This is a genomic window from Sphingomonas palmae (genome assembly GCF_900109565.1).
Lineage (GTDB): Bacteria > Pseudomonadota > Alphaproteobacteria > Sphingomonadales > Sphingomonadaceae > Sphingomonas > Sphingomonas palmae.
The window spans coordinates 42,123-58,138 of the sequence record NZ_FNZZ01000007.1; the positions used below are offsets into that span (position 1 = coordinate 42,123).

Genomic DNA, 16,016 nt, shown 5'->3' on the forward strand with positions numbered 1-16,016 from the left:
TGTCGGGTCCTACCCGACACCTGCCCCGTACGCGCACGCTCAGCGTGCCGCCCGGTGACCGGCGTTTACGCCGCGCGGCGGTTTAGCAGACCGATCACGTCGCGTGCGGCGCGCTGAGCGGTCGCGATCTCGCGCGCGGTCATGTCCTCGGATACTTCGGCACGTGCCGCAGGGGCGGCGTCATGCCCCCAGGCGGCGGCGAGGTTGAGCCACTTGTGCGCCTCGATCAGGTCGAGGCCTGCGCCCGACGTGCCGGTCGAGTAGGCGATACCCAGGTCATAGGCAGCGCTCGCATCGCCGGCACGTGCCTTGGCGATCCGGCGGTCGAGCAGTAACGGCGTACTGGAAACTACGGTCATCGGTTTGCCCCCGATTACAGCGTGAATGCTGACCGCAGGCTATGACCCGATTCGGCTCACCAAATGGTTAACGCCGCGGCGACCTTCTTCACCCCGCCGGATCGACCGCCAGATTGTCGATCAACCGCGTCGCGCCCAGCCGTGCCGCCGCCAGCAGCTGCCGCCGCCGCGTCGCGTCCGCCTGCGGCTGGAGCGTCTCCGCGTCCACCAGCGAGACGTAATCGACCTCGAACCCGGCATTCGCCAGGTATGTGGTCGCATCCGCCAGCGCCTTCTCGACCGGCGTACCGGCCGCGATCGCGCGCGCCGCGATCCCCAGCGCGCGCGGGAGCGCCACCGCCTTCGCGCGCTCCTCGTCGTCGAGATAGACGTTGCGGCTCGACAGCGCGAGCCCGTCGTCCTCGCGCTGCGTCGGCACGCCCGTCACCTCGATGTCGAAATCCAAGTCGGCGACCATGCGGCGGATGACCGCGAGCTGCTGGAAGTCCTTCTCACCGAAATAGGCACGGGTCGGCTGCACCTGGTTGAACAGCTTGGCGACGACGGTTGCAACCCCGTCGAAGTGACCCGGGCGCGCCGCACCGTCGAGCCCCTCGCTCACCCCGGCGACCGAGATGTTGGTCGAAAACCCTTCTGGGTACATGACCTCTACCGGGGGTAGCCACAGCAGGTCGCAGCCCGCCTCGGTCAGCATTGCGATGTCGCCGGTTTCCTTGCGCGGATAGCGCGACAGGTCCTCGTTGGCGCCGAACTGCTTCGGATTGACGAAGATCGACGCGACCACGCACGTCCCCGGCCGCCGCGCCGCCTCGACCAGCGCGATATGCCCGGCGTGGAGCGCCCCCATCGTCGGCACCAGCGCGATCTCGCGTCCGGCCGCGCGCGCAGCCGCGACCTGTTCGCGCAATCCCGCGAGTTCCCGAAACACTTCCACGTCTTACCCCTCGTATCCCTGCGCCGCGGCTTCTATGATGGCGTCAAACAGCAATCAATCAGGGAAGTCGCGCGTTGTCTGACCAGACCGAGACGCACATCACCGCTCCGGCAACGGAGCCCGCCGCGGAGGCGCCCTCCGCCGCCGGCGCGAAACTCGCGAGCCAGCCGCACGCCGGCCCGCACGTCATCGTCTACGCCAACGAAAAGGGCGGCACGGGCAAGTCGACCACCGCCGTCCACACCGCGGTCGCGCTCGCCACACGCGGCGCGCGCGTCGCGTGCATCGACCTCGACCACCGCCAGCGCACGCTCGGGCGCTACCTCGATAACCGCGCCGCGACGGTGGAGCGCACCGGACAGCCGCTGCCGATCCCCGATCACGCGACCGGCGACGGGCAGGCCGACGGAAATTTCGAGGATTTGTTCGCGCGCTTCAGCGACGGCTACGACTTCCTCGTGATCGACACGCCCGGCCGCGACGATCCATGCGCGCGCACCGCCGCGGCGCTCGCCAACACGCTGGTCACGCCGATGAACGACAGTTTCGTCGACTTCGACCTGATCGGGCAGGTCGATGCCGAGACGTTCAAGGTGAAGCGCCCCAGCTTCTACTCCGAGCTGATCTGGGACGTACGCAAGGCGCGTGCGAAGGCGGACGGGACAACGATCGACTGGGTCGTGCTGCGCAACCGTCTCGCCTACGTCGACGCGCGCAACATGCGCCGCGTGTCGGAGGCGCTCGACCAGCTTTCGCGCCGCGTCGGCTTCCGCATCATTCCGGGTTTGGGCGAGCGCGTGATCTACCGCGAACTGTTCCCCGCCGGGCTGACGCTACTCGACAACAAGTCGTTCGGCGGCATGGGGTTGAGCCATGTCGCCGCGCGGCAGGAACTGCGCGAGATGATGGCGGGCTTCGCACTGCCCGACGTGGCCCAAGGCACGCCCGCGTCGAGCGCGGCTGCATGAAGCTGATCGTCGCCGCGCTGGCGATCTGGCTGGTGTGGTGGTTCCTGAAAAAGCCGCCGCAGCGCCGGCCCGGTGCGGTCGCGAACGCGCGCCGAACGCTGGGTGTGTCCTCGGACGCCGATGCGGAGGCGATCCGCACCGCGCATCGCCGGCTGATTGCGGAACTGCACCCCGATCGCGGCGGCTCCGCGGAGGAGGCGCGCCGCGTCAACGCCGCACGCGACCTGTTGCTCGCGCGGGTGACCACGCCCAACTGATCGATCGATCCACGTCGGGTAGCGCGAATTTCTTCCAAGTCGGCAGAGCGGCGTTGGCGTCTGGTGAACGTCATCTTATGCGCGGCCCCTGATGACGCATCGGTTCCACCCCTCGATCCTGCGCGACTATGACATACGCGGCACAGTCGGCGAGACGCTGTTCGAGCGCGACGCTTATGCATTCGGCCGCAGCTTCGCGACGCGCGTGCGCCGTTCCGGTGGTCGCCGCGTCGCGGTCGGGCGCGACGGGCGCGTGTCGTCGCCGATGCTCAAGGCCGCGCTGGTCGCGGGCCTGACCGACAGCGGCGTCGACGTGGTGCGGGTCGGCCTCGGCCCCTCCCCGATGCTCTATTTCGCCGAGGCTACGCTGGCGGTCGACGCCGGCGTACAGGTAACCGGCAGTCACAATCCCGGGGGCGACAACGGGTTCAAGCTCGTCCTCGCGCACGACAGCTTCTTCGGCGACGACGTGCGTGACCTCGCGAGGCTGGCGGAGAGCGGTGACTGGGAGGAGGGCGCAGGCACGGTCACCGACGCCGCCGTGATGGAGGATTACGTCGCGCGCCTGCTCGCCGGACACACGGGCGGTACGTTCCGCATCGGCTGGGACGCCGGCAACGGCGCCGCCGGTCCAGCGATCAAGCGGCTGACGAAGGCGCTGCCCGGCGAGCACCACCTGCTCTACACCGAGGTCGACGGCGCGTTTCCCCACCATCATCCCGACCCGACGATCCCCGCCAATCTCGCCGATCTGATCGCGCTGGTCCGCCGCGAGCGGCTCGACATCGGCTTCGCCTTCGACGGTGACGGCGACCGCATCGGCGCGGTCGACTCGCGCGGCCGAATCGTCTGGGGCGACCAGATCCTCGCGCTCCTCGCCGAACCGCTGCTGCTTGAGCTACCCGGCGCGGCGATCGTGGCCGACGTGAAGTCGAGCGACGCGCTGTTCGACCGCGTCCGCGCGCTCGGCGGGCGCGCGGTGATGGCGAAATCGGGCCACAGCCAGATCAAGGCGCGAATGAAGGCCGAGGGCGCCGCAATCGGGGCCGAACTGTCGGGGCACATCTTCTTCGCGCATGGTTATTACGGGTTCGACGACGCGCTCTACGCCGCGGTCCGGTTGATCGGCGCGATACATCAGTCGGGCATGTCGCTCGCCGAACTGATCGATCGCCTGCCCGCCACGCACGCCTCGCCCGAGTTGCGCATCGCGGTGCCAGAGGACCGACGCCTCGCCATCGTCGAGGAGGTCCGCGCGCGTATCGTCGCTTCCGGGGCGCGGGTCGACGAGACCGATGGTCTGCGCGTCTCGACCCCGGATGGCTGGTGGCTGCTGCGCGCGTCGAACACGCAGGCGGCGATCACGCTGCGTGCGGAGGCGACGGACGAGACCGGGCTCCAGCGATTGCTCGACACGATCGATCGCCAGCTGGCGCTCAGCGGCGTGTCGCGCGCCGCCTGAGCGCGCTCACGCGCCCGCCGGTACCATCCACGACAGGTCGACCCGCGACAGCCGGTCGACGTATTTCGCCGCGCGCTTCAACCGCGCCTCGTCCGCCAGGATCACGCGCGTACCATGCCTGGCGATCAACCCCATCTCCTCCAGCTGGCGCAGCATGCGATTGACGTGCACCGCAGTCAGCCCGCTCGCGTCCCCGATCTCCTCCTGCGTCAGCGGCAGCGTAAAGCCGCGCTCGACATCCTCGCCGCCGCGCCGCAACCGGTCGCGGATATCGAGCAGCACCGCCGCGATCCGCGCCTGCGCCGAGGTTCGCCCCAGCCCCGCGAGCCGGTCGGTCATCGCCGCGCGCTCGGCCTGGTCGATTGCGGTCAGCGCGAGCGCGAGGCGTGGGTGGCGCGCCAGCACCTCGGCCACCTGCGCGCGGTCGAACAGGCACACCACGCTCTCGCACAAGGCGGCGACGCACTCGGGCGAGTGCGCGTAGGCGAGCGCCGACGCACCGGTCAGGTCACCCGGAAACAGGAACCGCAGGATTTGCCGGCTGCCGTCGTCGAGCAGCACGTAGCTCATCATCATCCCGCTGGAGACCACGTACAGATCGCTAGTGCGATCGTTCTCGCGCACCAGCACGGCGCCGCGCCTGAGCGAGCGCGAGCGCCCCTGCACCTGCTCCACAGCCTCTCGCTCGGAAGCGGACAACGGAAGAAACTCGCCGATCCGATCGGCGAAGGAACGTACCCGCACGCAGTGTTGAACCCCTTGTTATTCCTTCCGCTTATGGGCGACGCGCGCGCTCCCGCATTAAAGTCGATCAAGCGGGAGCAATCCTGTCCGATTTTCAAGCGAAACGCATGGTCGTAGTGCCTGGGCGAACCGCGCCGCCGGGGGCGGGTTGGCGACGACGCCTGGCCAAGCTAGACGCGGGCAATGGACCGTATCCTTATTCGCGGCGGCAACCGGCTGTCGGGCACCCTCCCCATCTCGGGCGCGAAGAACGCCGCGCTGACGCTGATGCCGTGCGCGATCCTGACCGACGAGCCGCTGACGCTGCGCAACCTGCCGCGCCTCGCCGATGTCGACGGTTTCGGCCACCTGCTCAACCAGCTGGGTGCCTCGACCCGGATCGAGGGGTCGCGCCCCGACGAGTTCGGCCGCGTGATGACGATCCGCGCCGGTCAGCTGACCAGCGCGGAGGCGCCGTACGACATCGTGCGCAAGATGCGCGCCTCGATCCTGGTGCTCGGACCCATTCTCGCGCGCGCGGGCGAGGCACGCGTGTCGCTGCCCGGCGGCTGCGCGATCGGCAACCGCCCGATCGACTTGCACCTGAAGGCGCTGGAAGCGATCGGCGCGAAGCTGGAGATGAGCGCGGGCTACGTCACCGCCTCTGCGCCGGGCGGGCGCCTGTCGGGTGGTGTCTACCGCTTCCCCGTCGTCTCGGTCGGCGCGACCGAGAACGTCGTCATGGCGGCGGTCACCGCCAGCGGCCCGACCCGCATCGAGAATGCCGCGCGCGAGCCCGAGATCGTCGACCTGTGCCGCTGCCTCGTCGCAATGGGCGCGCAGATTCAGGGGATCGGTACCGAGACGCTCGAGATCGAGGGGGTCAGCGAGCTACACGGCGCGACCTACTCGGTCATGCCCGACCGGATCGAGGCGGGCAGCTACGCCTGCGCCGCCGCGATCACCGGGGGTGACGTGACGCTCACCAACATCGGCACGGACGAGATGGGCGCGACGCTCGCGGCGCTGCGCGAGGCCGGCGTCGAGGTCGAGACCGCGCGCAACACCATCCGTGTCGCGGCGCCAAACAAGCTGCGCCCGCTCAACATCACCACCGCGCCCTTCCCCGGTTTCGCGACCGACATGCAGGCGCAGTTCATGGCAATGCTGTGCAAGGCAGAGGGCGCGAGCGTGCTGACCGAGACGATCTTCGAGAACCGCTACATGCACGTCCCCGAACTCGCGCGAATGGGCGCCGACATCCAAGTCCGTGGCCGCACCGCGGTGGTGCAGGGCGTCGACCGCCTCGTCGGCGCGCCTGTCATGGCGACCGACCTGCGCGCCTCGATGAGCCTCATCATCGCCGGTCTCGTCGCGGACGGCGAAACGCAGGTCAGCCGCATCTATCACCTCGACCGGGGTTACGAACGGCTGGAGGAGAAGCTCTCCGCGGTCGGTGCCGACATCGAGCGCGTGGGTGACGGCTGAGGGCGACTAGGCGGGAAAGGGCAACGCGCTTCTACAAATTGAGCGCCCCGCTCACACCGCCTGCGCCGCGGCCCAGCCGCTCGCCCAGGCCCATTGAAAGTTATACCCGCCGAGCCAGCCGGTAACGTCGACCGCCTCGCCGATTGCGTAAAGGCCGGGCAAGTGGCGCGCTTCCATCGTCTTCGATGACAGTCCCGCGGTCGCGATGCCGCCGACCGTTACCTCGGCCTTGGCAAACCCCTCGGTGCCATTCGGGTGAAAGCGCCAGTCGGCCAGCCGCCGCTCCGCCGCCTCCAATGTGCGGTCGGTCGCGAGCCCCAGCTCACCCACCCCAATCACCTCAGCCAGCGCATCGCCTAAACGCCCCGGTAGTGGAAGTGCGGCCGCCAGCGTACCGCGCGGCCGCACCCGCTTCGCCTTGCGCAGCCACCCCGCCGCCGCACCCGGCACCAGATCGATCGTCACCGCCTCGCCCGGCTTCCAATAGGACGACACCTGCAGGATCGCGGGACCGCTCAAGCCGCGGTGTGTGAACAGCGCCGCCTCCGCGAACGCCTGACCCTTGCCCTTCGCCGGCACCGATCCCGCCACCACCGGCGTCGCGACACCCGACAAAGCGCGGAACAGCGCCTCCTCACCCGGCAAGGTGAGCGGCACCAGCGCGGGACGCGGCTCGACCACCTTCAGCCCGAACCGGCGCGCCAGATCATAAGCGAAGCCGGTCGCGCCCAGCTTCGGGATCGACGGGCCGCCGGTGGCGATCACCAGCGACGGTGCCACATAGCGCCGCCCGTCATGCTCGACCGTGAAGCGCGCATCGGCGTGGCCGATCTCGCCCAGCGCGCCGCCCAGCCTTAGCGTCACCTGCCCCAGTTCGCACTCGCCAAGCAGCATCGCCACGATCTGCCGCGCCGATCCGTCGCAGAACAATTGCCCCAGCGTCTTCTCGTGCCATGCGATCCCGTGCCGCTCGACCAGATCGAGGAAGTCCTGCGCGGTGTAGCGGCCGAGCGCCGATTTGGCGAAATGCGGGTTGGTCGAGACGTAGCGCTCGGCCACCGCCTCGCGGTTGGTGAAATTGCACCGCCCGCCGCCCGAGATGACGATCTTGCGTCCCGGCTCGGTCCCGTGATCGAGCACGACGACGCGCCGCCCGCGCTGCCCCGCCACGGCCGCGCACATCAGCCCGGCGCCGCCGGCGCCGAGCACGATCGCATCGAACTGTTCCATGCGAGCCGCCTGCCACAAATGCAGCGTCGGCGCGAGACTCGTGCCGGAAGGCGACGGGCAGTCCGTCGCCCTCCGGCGTGTGGGTCAGATCGCCGCCAGCGCGTTGGCGAAATCAGCGATCAGGTCGTCCGCATCCTCGACCCCGATCGAGATGCGCACCAGATTATCGGTGATGCCCAGCGCCTGCTTGCGCTCGTCGGCGACCGACAGATGCGTCATCCCCGCCGGGTGGCTCGCCAGCGTCTCGGTTCCGCCGAGCGACACCGCCAGTTTGGCGATCTTGAGCGCGTCGAGGAAGCGGAATGCCTCCGCCTCGCCGCCCTTCAAGTAGAGCGAGAAGGTCGACCCGCCGCCGGTGCAGTTACGGCGATAGATGTCGGCCTGACGCCCCTCCGGCCCCTCGGTGCTGCCCTCGGCCAGGAAGCCGAGATAGCCGACGCGCTCGACCTGCGGCTGGTCGCGCAGCCAGGCGCACACCTTGGCCGCATTCTCGCCCGCGCGGCTCATCCTGAGTTCCAGCGTCTCGAGACTGCGCAGCAGCATCCACGCGGTGTTGGGATCGCAGATCGTGCCGATCGTGTTGCGCATGGCGCGGATGGTGTTGATCTGCTCCTTCGACCCCAGCACGCCGCCCGCGACCAGATCGGAGTGGCCGCCAGCATATTTTGTGAGTGAATAGACGACGATGTCGGCGCCGTGCTTGAGCGGCTGCGACCAGAGTGGCCCCAGGAAGGTGTTGTCGATCGCGATCGGCGGCTTGGCATCATGGTTCGCGAACACCGCGTCGCGGCTCGCCGCCACCGCCTCGACGTCGACCAGCGCGTTGGTCGGGTTGGCCGGGCTCTCGAGATAGATCAGCGCGACGTTGCCGCTCGCCGCCGCCTTGTGCAGCACCGCGTCGATCTCCTCGCGCGTCGCGCCCGCCGGAAAGTCGAGCCAGTTGATGCCGAACTTGCCCAGCACGCGCGCGATCAGCGTCTCGGTCGCGGCGTACAGCGGCCCCGAGTGGACGATGGTGTCGCCAGGCTTGACCATCGAAAGGAACAGGGTCGCGATCGCCGACATGCCGCTGGAGAAAGCGAGCGCGTCCTCGGCGCCCTCCCAGATGCCGAGCCGGTCCTCCAGAATCTCCTGGTTCGGCCCGTTGAAGCGCGAGTAGACGAGACCCTCGGCACCGCCCGGACGCTTGCCGGTCACGCCCTCGAAATGCCGCTTGCCTGCCGCCGCGTTGGGGAACACGAAGGTCGAGGTCAGGAACACTGGCGGCTTCAACGACCCTTCCGACAGCGCGGGGTCGTAGCCATGCCCCATCATCAGCGTCGCAGGCTTCAGCGTACGCCCGCCGATCGCATCCACCTCCGGCTTGGGGCTGATGCGCTGTTCGACGCCGGTCATGTCGGCTTCGGTCTGGTCGGGCATTCTATTCCTCTCGTGTCGCGGTAACGCCGAACCGACGGTGCCGCTTAGGGTTTGGTGTAGGGCGTGAAGTCGCCCAGGGCGCAGCTGCCGGTCGTGATCCCCGGCACCGGTTGCACCGTGGTCGCGATGTCGCCGCTGCACGTCCGCGTCTGATACTGCCGTGTGACGAGCGCGTCACCCTGTGCGACACGCTCGCACCCGCCGGTGGTCTGGCTGACGTAGACCAGTTTGTCGCTGACCCGGTAGATCAGCTTGTCGCCGTAGGCACTCAGCTGCGCCTGGCGAAAGCGCGTGTCGATGCACGACTGCGGCTTGCCCGCGACCTTGCCCGCGATCAGTTTCTGGTACGCCAGCTCAGGCGTGTCGCGCTTGGCGAGCGCCGCACCTCCGGCACCCAGCCCGACACCCGCGATCAGCAACACTGCGGCAAGTCTACGCATCGCATCCACTCCTCGTCCTACGAGTGCCAACGCACTCAGCCGCGAAAAGAATCCTTCCCCTCACGCAACCGCTTGAATTCAGCCGCATCGCTCGCGCGCATGAACGGGTTGGTCGCCTGTTCCGCAGCGATCGTCGTCGGCACGGTCGGCTCACCCGCGTCGCGCTTCCGGTCGACCTCGGCCATCCGCTGAACAAGCGCCTGATTGTCTGCATCGACCGACAGCGCGAAGCGACCGTTCGACTGCGTGTACTCGTGCCCGCAATAGACCTGCGTCTCACCCGGCAGCGCGGCGTAGCGGCGCAGATTGTCGAACATCTGCTCCGCCGTCCCCTCGAACAACCGTCCGCACCCGAGCGCGAACAGCGTGTCGCCGGTGAACAGCGCAGCGTCGTTGGCGAAATGGAACGCGACATGCCCCGCGGTATGACCCGGCACGTGCATCACGGTCGCGGCATGCGCGCCGAGCGACACCGTGTCGCCCTCACCCACGCCGCGGTCGAGCGCACCGATCTTGGCGCGCTCCGCCTCCGGGCCGATCACCTTGGCACCGGTCGCCGCGACGACGCCGGCGTTGCCGCCGACGTGATCGGGGTGCCAGTGCGTCGCCCAGATCGCCCCGATCTTCCACCCGCGCGCCGCCGCGGCATCGAGCACCGGTTTCGCCTCGCCCGGATCGACCACGACCGTCTCGCCGCTGTCGGTGTCGTGGACCAACCACGAATAATTGTCCGACAGCACAGGCACGCGGACGATCTCGAGCCCTGACCCGGACAAGCCGCCGTCCATTACCACGTGCCCGTGTTGGGCATCGACTTCCACGGCTCGGCCGGCTCCTTCGCGCCGCCTTCCTGCAGCAGCTCGATCGAGATGCCGTCGGGCGACTTCACGAACGCCATGTACCCGTCGCGCGGAGGGCGATGGACGATATGCCCCGCGTCCTGCACGCGCCGGCACGTCTCGTAGATGTCGTCGACATAGTAGGCCAAGTGCCCGAAATTGCGCCCGCCGCTATACTCCTCGGGTGCCTCCCCCTCGTTCGGCCAATTGTAGGTCAGCTCGACCTCGGCCTTCGCGCGCTCGCCCGGCGCGTTCATGTCCTCTGGCGTGGCGAGGAAGATCAGCGTGAACCGACCCGCATCGTTCTCCATCCGGCGGACTTCCTTCAGACCCAGCACCTCGAAAAAGGCGATCGTCTTGTCGGGATCGGCGACGCGGATCATGGTATGGAGGTATTTCATTTGGCGGCATCTCCTGCGAACTGCGTAAGCGCGTTGGCGGCTGAACGCCCGGCGGGCGCATCGGGTGCCAACCGCGCGGCTTCCTTCCACGCCGCCTGCGCGCCCGCCGCGTCGCCCGCGGCCGCCGCGATGTTTCCCGCCTCGAGCTGGACCGAGGCATCGTCGGCCGATCGCCTGAGCGCCTGCGCGATGTCGAGCTTGGCGCGCGGCAGATCGCCCATCCGCCGCGCCAGCGTGGCCGACAACAGCCACGCGAGCGGATCGTCGGCGGCGTCTCTCGTCGCCAGATCGAGGTCGACCCGCGCCGCCTTGATGTCGCCGGTCGCGACCAGCGCGCGAGCACGGTCGAGGTACGCTTCGCCGCGCTTGAGGTCGGTCAGCGTCCCCGCCGCCAGTGCCGCGTCGAGCGCGGCCCGCGCCTTCGCCGCGTCGCCCGCCGCCAGCCACGCATTCCCCGCCTGCGCCCAGTAGTCCGCCGCGCGCGCCTCGTGCGCGACCTCGGCGTTCCTCGCCGCCGCGGTGAAGGCGGTCGCCGCGCCGGCGTAATCGTCCTGCCCCGCGAGCGCTGCCCCCCGGCACGCCTCGCCCGCGCGCCCCAGCATCCGCGCAGCCTGCTCGGCCCCCGCGGGATCGCTGCGCGCCTGCGCGAGGCAGGCGTCGAGCTGCGCCGCGGGAGTTGTCGGAACAGGCGCAGCGGCTTGCGCAGTCAGCGCGGCGAGCAAAAGGATCACGGCAGCACGTCCTCCACCGCACGGATCAGCAGCGCGATGTCGGTATCGCGCGACAGGCGGTGATCGCCGTCCTTGACCAGCCACGTCTGAACGTCGCTTGAAGCCAGCATCTCCGCCAGCCGACAGGTGCGATGCCACGGCACCTCGGCGTCCTTCTGCCCCTGCAGAAAGCGGACCGGCTGCGGGATCGCGATCTCGCCGAACATCAGCCGGTTGGCCTCGCCCGACTGCCAGAACCGCCGGGTGTAGACGGTCGGCGCAGGGCCGTATTTGTTCGGCCGTTCCAGCCGTCCGTGCTGGAGCAGGTACATCTTCTCGTCCGACGAGAAGCCCCAGTCGGTGAAATCAGGCGCGGGCGCGATCCCGACCAATGCGTGGACACGCTCGGGCCGTACCTTCGCGGCGAGCAGCATGATCCACCCGCCCATCGACGATCCGACCAGCACCACCGGTCCCTCGACCGCGTCGTCGATCATCGCCAGCGCATCGTCGCGCCAGTCGGCCAGGCTCTGCTCCTCGAACTTCCCCTCCGACGCGCCGCACCCGGCATAGTCGAAGCGCAGGAATGCGCGGCCTTGCGCCTTCGCCCATGCCTCCAGCGCGACCGCCTTCGTCCCCGTCATGTCGGACGCGTAGCCCGGCAGGAACACGATCGCGGGGCCGCGACCCTCGGTCAGGTGATAGGCGAGACGCGGTCGCTCGGCGGCAGGAGTGGTATCGGACATGGCGGCTGCTTAGACCCGCGCGCGGCCACACGCAAAAGCGCTCGCGGGCAAACCGGTCAGCCGCGCGACGGGCTGACGAACACCTGTTCGATCGCGACGCCGAACAGCTCGGCAATGCGGAACGCGAGCGGCAGCGAGGGATCGTAGCGCCCGGTCTCGATCGCGTTGACGCTCTGCCGGCTGACCTCCAGCAGGTCGGCGAGATGCTGCTGGCTCCACCCGCGCGCGCCGCGCAGGTCGCGCAGATGGTTAGTCACGCGCGCGCCTCGATCACGCGGTTGACGCATGTGCCCAGGCCCAGTCCTGCGAACCACAGCACCGCGACGAAATAGGCGTCGACGTGGCCGGCAACCCCGAAGCTTTCGAGGAACCCCCAGATGGTCGCGATCGACAGCGCGAAACCGCTCGCCACCAGCGTCTGTCGCACGGTCAGCATGCGCAGATACTCGTCGCGTTCCTCGATCAGGTAGCGCGCGATCGCGGCGAAGACTCCGATGATCGGCAGTGCGGGCAGCACCGCCAGCATCACCGCCGGCACCCCGGTGATCGCCGCATGCCGAAACAGGTAGGTCACGGCGAGCAGCAGCAGCGCATAGGCTGCGCTCAACCACAACACGTCGCGGTTGTAGCGGCGTTGCGCGGCATTGCGGGCGACACATGACGACATCGACTCACTCCCCTGATTGACAAGGGAGCTTTACATGACAAGCTTGTTTTACGTCAAGCGTGCTTGTCACCTAGCTGAACGACCATCTCGGCGGCGAGCAGGCTCAACGTGTCGTCGCGCGCACCCATGACGACGATGCGGTCGCCCGCGCGCGCCTGGGCGACCAGATGCGCCGCCGCCGCCGCGCGGTCGGGGATGTGGAGTGCGCGACGCCCGCTCACCTCCACGTCGCGCACGATGTCGGCGCTGGTCACCTCGCGATTGGTGGTGCCGCCGTGATAGACCGGGTCGGGCATGACGAGCAGGTCGTCCACCGCCAGCGTGTTCGCGAACATCGCCACCAGCTCGGCGCGCATCACCTTGAGCGGCCCGAAACCGTGCGGCTGGAACAGCACCAGCAACCGGCCCGGAAAGGCGTGCAGCGTGTCCAGCGTCGCCGCGATCTTGTCCGGGTTGTGGCCGAAGTCGTCAATCACCGACACGCCTCCGGCATCGCCGACGAGATCGAACCGGCGTCTAAGCCCCGTGAAGCACGCCAGCGCCGCGGCTGCATCACTCAGCGGCACACCGGCCGCCATCGCAGCGCCGAGTGCCGCAAGCGCGTTCGACACGTTGTGCCGGCCCGGCACCTGCAACCGCACCGGCAGCGTACCGCCGTCGTGATGCAGCATGAACGATACCGCGAACGGCTCCTCGCGCAGGTCGCGCGCGACGAGGTCACCCGTGCCCTCGACCGAGAAGCGCGTTACCCGCGACGCGGGCAGCGTCATCGCCAGCGCGGCCGCATCGGCATTGTCGGCGTTGACCACCGCGTGGCGCGTGTGCGCGATGAAGTCGCCGAACAGGATGTTCAGCTCGTCGAGCGCCTTGTGGTCGAGGCTGACGTTGTTGAGTACGGCGACGTGCGGGCGATAGAGCGCGATCGATCCGTCGCTCTCGTCCACTTCGCTGACGTATGCATCGCCTGCGCCGACCAGTGCGCTCGCGAACGGGCGGTCGGCGGCGACGAAATCCTTCATCACCGCGCCGTTCATCACGCTGGGATCGCGGCCGGTCTGGTGCAGGATCGTCGCGATCATGCCCGTGACGGTCGATTTGCCGCTCGTCCCCGCCACCCCGATCGGCAGCGCGGCGGCGTTGAACAGCGCCGCGTTCAGTTCCGCCCGCGTCATCCGCGCGCAGCCGATCCGCGCCGCCGCGACCATGTCCGCGACCGTGTCCTCCACCGCGGCGGAGGCGACGACGATCTGCTCCGCCGACACGACGCCGCTGCCGTCCTGCGCGAACAGCTCGATGCCTTGTCCACGCAACGCGTCGAACTTCGCCGGTACACGCCCCTGGTCGAGCCCGCGGTCCGAACCCGCCACGATCGCGCCACGCCCGGCCAGGATCATCGCCAGCGGCATCATCCCCGACCCGCCGATCCCGACCAGAAAGAAGCGCCTGCCGCGCACGTCGCCGAAGACCCCGCCCGGGGCCGCATTGCCGTTCTGCATGGCAACGCGCTATCGGCGGTCCGCGCCATTGGGGCAAGCCAGGGGAGTGGATCAGGAACATGCGGATCGGTGTCGTCGCGGCGTCCAGCGTCGCCAACCCTGCCGTCGTCGCGCCCGTGTCCGCGCTCGCCGCGATCGCCTATCCCGAGATCGACCTCGTCTTTCACCCGAGCGCGTTCGCTGAGGCCGGGCATTTCGCCGGCACCGACGCGGTGCGCGCCGCCGCCTTCGTCGAATACGCCAACGATCCGTCGATGGACGCGGTCTGGTTCGTGCGCGGCGGCTACGGCTCCAACCGCATCCTCGCCGACGCGCTGCCACGGCTGAACGACGCCGCGCGTGCGAAGACCTACCTCGGTTACTCCGACGCCGGTTTCCTGCTCGGCGCGCTCTACGCCCGCCGCATCGGCCATCCGACGCACGGACCGATGGCGAGCGACATCGGGCGCAAGGGTGGCGACGAGACGGTGGCGCGCTCGCTCGGCTGGATGGCGAGGCGTGATCGCTCGGCACTCGAACCCGGCCTCGCGGGGCATCCGTCAGCGGCGTTCAACCTCTCGATTCTCTCGGCGCTGATCGGCTCGCCCTACCTTCCCGACCTCACCGATCACGTGCTGATCGTCGAGGAAGTGTCGGAGGCGATGTACGCGATCGACCGAATGCTGTTCACGATGGCGAACGCGACACAGCTGCGCGGGATCGCGGGCGTGCGCCTGGGCGCGGTCACCGCGGTCAGGCCTAACGAACCAGACTGGGGCGAGACGCTCGACCAGATGATGGAACGCTGGTGCCGCGACATGCACGTCCCCTACCTCGGCCGCGCCGAGGTGGGGCACACGCAGGCGAACCGCGTCGTACCGTTCGGGGTCGCCTAACTCGCGACCAGCGCGCCGTAGAGGGCGAAGTCGGCGTCGGTGACGCCGATCGAGAGCAGGGGGGGACAGGTCGGCCGCATCCGCCCACACCTGCGGCTCGGCCGACAGGTTGAAGGCGCAGACGATGCGGTCGCCCTGGTACGTCCGCGCGAACACCAGCAGTGCATCGTCGGCGTGGAGCACCTCGAACCCGCTGAGCCTGAGCGCCGCCTCGTCGCGACGCAGCGCCAGCACGGCCCTTGTCGAGTGGAGCAGCGAGCCCGCGTCGGCCTCCTGCACGTCGACCGCGAGGTTCGCGTGGTCGGCACCAAGCGGCAGCCACGGCTGCGCGGTCGAGAAACCCAGCTGCGCGACATCGTGCTTCCACGGCATCGGCGTGCGCGCGCCGTCGCGTGACAGCGTCAGCGGCCAGTTGGCGATCGCCTCCGGGTCCTGCAGCAGCTCGAACGGCACGTCGACCTGCGCAGTCCCAGTTCCTCGCCGTAGTAGAGGATCGAATTGCCGCGCAGGGTACCCAGCAGCAGCATCTTCATCCGCGCGAACGCGGCGGCATGCTCGGGCGCACACCAACGCGAGATCGCGCGCGGCGCGTCGTGGTTCTCGAACGCCCAGCTCGGCCAGCCTATACCCGGCTCGTCCGCCTTCGCGTCGCGCCACACGTACCAGTCAGCGTGCGCGCCCGTCCGGCTGCTGCGGCTGTCCTTGAACCACGGATGCTGGTCCGAGGTGTGCGCCCACACCTGGTCGAGCAGCACCTTCAACCCCAGTGCATGCGCGCGCGCCACCAGCGCGTCAAAGTCGGTGAGCGTGCCGAACACCGGATCGACGTCGCAGTAATCCGACACGTCATAGCCGAAATCCGCCATCGGCGAGGTGAAGAAGGGCGAGATCCACACCGCATCGACGCCCAGCGCGGCGACGTAACCCAGATGCGCGGTGATCCCGGCGAGATCGCCGACGCCGTCGCCGTTCGCGTCGGCGAAGCTGCGGGGATAGATCTAA

The 16,016-nt window shown here is 69.0% G+C and carries 18 protein-coding genes and 1 pseudogene; 5 read left to right on the forward strand and 14 right to left on the reverse strand.

Annotation, left to right across the window (positions count from 1 at the left end; translation table 11 throughout):
• Positions 1-65 precede the first annotated feature (65 nt).
• A complete protein-coding gene (locus BMW51_RS14650) occupies positions 66-359 on the reverse strand; it encodes a hypothetical protein (RefSeq protein ID WP_093007779.1) in 294 nt (97 codons plus the stop codon).
• Between the two features lie 88 nt (positions 360-447).
• Positions 448-1,293, reverse strand: a complete 846-nt coding sequence (gene panC / locus BMW51_RS14655) for a pantoate--beta-alanine ligase (RefSeq protein WP_093007781.1) — start codon at positions 1,291-1,293, stop codon at positions 448-450.
• A 188-nt stretch (positions 1,294-1,481) separates the two neighbouring features.
• Here panC and BMW51_RS14660 point away from each other — a divergent pair, with 188 nt between their 5' ends.
• The 3 genes from BMW51_RS14660 (at position 1,482) to pgmG (ending at position 3,980) form a co-directional block, all read left to right on the forward strand.
• A complete protein-coding gene (locus BMW51_RS14660; protein ID WP_093007883.1) occupies positions 1,482-2,261 on the forward strand; it encodes a division plane positioning ATPase MipZ in 780 nt (259 codons plus the stop codon).
• On the forward strand, positions 2,258-2,518 hold the full coding sequence (locus BMW51_RS14665; RefSeq protein ID WP_093007783.1) for a J domain-containing protein: 261 nt from the start codon (positions 2,258-2,260) through the stop codon (positions 2,516-2,518). The genes BMW51_RS14660 and BMW51_RS14665 overlap by 4 nt, the downstream gene beginning before the upstream one ends.
• 91 nt (positions 2,519-2,609) lie before the next feature.
• Positions 2,610-3,980, forward strand: a complete 1,371-nt coding sequence (gene pgmG / locus BMW51_RS14670) for a phosphoglucomutase/phosphomannomutase PgmG (protein WP_093007785.1) — start codon at positions 2,610-2,612, stop codon at positions 3,978-3,980.
• A 6-nt stretch (positions 3,981-3,986) separates the two neighbouring features.
• Here pgmG and BMW51_RS14675 read toward each other — a convergent pair whose 3' ends face one another.
• A complete protein-coding gene (locus BMW51_RS14675; RefSeq protein WP_093007787.1) occupies positions 3,987-4,724 on the reverse strand; it encodes a Crp/Fnr family transcriptional regulator in 738 nt (245 codons plus the stop codon).
• 183 nt (positions 4,725-4,907) lie between these two features.
• Between BMW51_RS14675 and murA the strand changes: the two genes are divergently transcribed.
• The gene (gene murA / locus BMW51_RS14680) at positions 4,908-6,191 is read left to right on the forward strand and encodes a UDP-N-acetylglucosamine 1-carboxyvinyltransferase (RefSeq protein WP_093007789.1); all 1,284 of its coding nucleotides are present in this window, start codon (positions 4,908-4,910) and stop codon (positions 6,189-6,191) included.
• A gap of 51 nt (positions 6,192-6,242) precedes the next feature.
• Here the strand turns inward: murA and BMW51_RS14685 are convergent, their stop codons facing one another.
• The 10 genes from BMW51_RS14685 to BMW51_RS14730 form a co-directional block, all read right to left on the reverse strand.
• Positions 6,243-7,421 (reverse strand): BaiN/RdsA family NAD(P)/FAD-dependent oxidoreductase, encoded by a 1,179-nt coding sequence (locus tag BMW51_RS14685; protein WP_093007791.1) that lies wholly within the window; start codon positions 7,419-7,421, stop codon positions 6,243-6,245.
• An 84-nt stretch (positions 7,422-7,505) separates the two neighbouring features.
• Positions 7,506-8,840: a cystathionine gamma-synthase family protein gene (locus BMW51_RS14690; protein ID WP_093007793.1), complete on the reverse strand. Its 1,335-nt coding sequence runs from the start codon at positions 8,838-8,840 to the stop codon at positions 7,506-7,508.
• A gap of 44 nt (positions 8,841-8,884) precedes the next feature.
• Positions 8,885-9,280 (reverse strand): hypothetical protein, encoded by a 396-nt coding sequence (locus BMW51_RS14695; RefSeq protein WP_143051883.1) that lies wholly within the window; start codon positions 9,278-9,280, stop codon positions 8,885-8,887.
• 35 nt (positions 9,281-9,315) lie between these two features.
• Positions 9,316-10,068, reverse strand: coding sequence for a hydroxyacylglutathione hydrolase (gene gloB / locus BMW51_RS14700; RefSeq protein ID WP_093007797.1), 753 nt, complete (start codon positions 10,066-10,068; stop codon positions 9,316-9,318).
• Entirely contained in the window at positions 10,068-10,520 is a 453-nt protein-coding gene (locus tag BMW51_RS14705) for a VOC family protein (RefSeq protein ID WP_093007799.1), read from the reverse strand. The genes gloB and BMW51_RS14705 overlap by 1 nt, the downstream gene beginning before the upstream one ends.
• Complete coding sequence (locus BMW51_RS14710; protein ID WP_093007801.1) at positions 10,517-11,251, reverse strand: tetratricopeptide repeat protein; 735 nt, start codon at positions 11,249-11,251, stop codon at positions 10,517-10,519. Before BMW51_RS14710 ends, BMW51_RS14705 begins: the two co-directional genes overlap by 4 nt.
• Positions 11,248-11,976 (reverse strand): alpha/beta hydrolase, encoded by a 729-nt coding sequence (locus BMW51_RS14715; RefSeq protein ID WP_093007803.1) that lies wholly within the window; start codon positions 11,974-11,976, stop codon positions 11,248-11,250. The genes BMW51_RS14710 and BMW51_RS14715 overlap by 4 nt, the downstream gene beginning before the upstream one ends.
• A gap of 56 nt (positions 11,977-12,032) precedes the next feature.
• On the reverse strand, positions 12,033-12,233 hold the full coding sequence (locus BMW51_RS14720) for a helix-turn-helix transcriptional regulator (protein ID WP_093007805.1): 201 nt from the start codon (positions 12,231-12,233) through the stop codon (positions 12,033-12,035).
• Positions 12,230-12,643, reverse strand: a complete 414-nt coding sequence (locus BMW51_RS14725; RefSeq protein ID WP_093007807.1) for a hypothetical protein — start codon at positions 12,641-12,643, stop codon at positions 12,230-12,232. Before BMW51_RS14725 ends, BMW51_RS14720 begins: the two co-directional genes overlap by 4 nt.
• 53 nt (positions 12,644-12,696) lie before the next feature.
• Entirely contained in the window at positions 12,697-14,139 is a 1,443-nt protein-coding gene (locus BMW51_RS14730) for a glutamate ligase domain-containing protein (RefSeq protein ID WP_093007809.1), read from the reverse strand.
• A 59-nt stretch (positions 14,140-14,198) separates the two neighbouring features.
• On the opposite strand from BMW51_RS14730, the gene BMW51_RS14735 reads away from it, so the two are divergent.
• Positions 14,199-15,014 (forward strand): LD-carboxypeptidase, encoded by an 816-nt coding sequence (locus BMW51_RS14735; protein ID WP_093007811.1) that lies wholly within the window; start codon positions 14,199-14,201, stop codon positions 15,012-15,014.
• A 156-nt stretch (positions 15,015-15,170) separates the two neighbouring features.
• On the opposite strand, the pseudogene BMW51_RS14740 reads toward BMW51_RS14735, so the two are convergent.
• Positions 15,171-16,012, reverse strand: a pseudogene (locus tag BMW51_RS14740) (alpha-amylase family glycosyl hydrolase); the annotation flags it as partial.
• Positions 16,013-16,016 lie beyond the last annotated feature (4 nt).

Coding starts and splice junctions, on each gene's coding strand:
- BMW51_RS14715 (WP_093007803.1), bottom strand. CDS start 11,976: ATGTCCGATACCACTCCTGCCGCCGAGCGACCGCGTCTCGCCTATCAC.
- gloB (WP_093007797.1), bottom strand. CDS start 10,068: ATGGACGGCGGCTTGTCCGGGTCAGGGCTCGAGATCGTCCGCGTGCCT.
- BMW51_RS14690 (WP_093007793.1), bottom strand. CDS start 8,840: ATGCCCGACCAGACCGAAGCCGACATGACCGGCGTCGAACAGCGCATC.
- BMW51_RS14650 (WP_093007779.1), bottom strand. CDS start 359: ATGACCGTAGTTTCCAGTACGCCGTTACTGCTCGACCGCCGGATCGCC.
- BMW51_RS14665 (WP_093007783.1), top strand. CDS start 2,258: ATGAAGCTGATCGTCGCCGCGCTGGCGATCTGGCTGGTGTGGTGGTTC.
- pgmG (WP_093007785.1), top strand. CDS start 2,610: ATGACGCATCGGTTCCACCCCTCGATCCTGCGCGACTATGACATACGC.
- BMW51_RS14705 (WP_093007799.1), bottom strand. CDS start 10,520: ATGAAATACCTCCATACCATGATCCGCGTCGCCGATCCCGACAAGACG.
- BMW51_RS14730 (WP_093007809.1), bottom strand. CDS start 14,139: ATGCAGAACGGCAATGCGGCCCCGGGCGGGGTCTTCGGCGACGTGCGC.
- BMW51_RS14695 (WP_143051883.1), bottom strand. CDS start 9,280: ATGCGTAGACTTGCCGCAGTGTTGCTGATCGCGGGTGTCGGGCTGGGT.
- BMW51_RS14685 (WP_093007791.1), bottom strand. CDS start 7,421: ATGGAACAGTTCGATGCGATCGTGCTCGGCGCCGGCGGCGCCGGGCTG.
- murA (WP_093007789.1), top strand. CDS start 4,908: ATGGACCGTATCCTTATTCGCGGCGGCAACCGGCTGTCGGGCACCCTC.
- BMW51_RS14725 (WP_093007807.1), bottom strand. CDS start 12,643: ATGTCGTCATGTGTCGCCCGCAATGCCGCGCAACGCCGCTACAACCGC.
- BMW51_RS14735 (WP_093007811.1), top strand. CDS start 14,199: ATGCGGATCGGTGTCGTCGCGGCGTCCAGCGTCGCCAACCCTGCCGTC.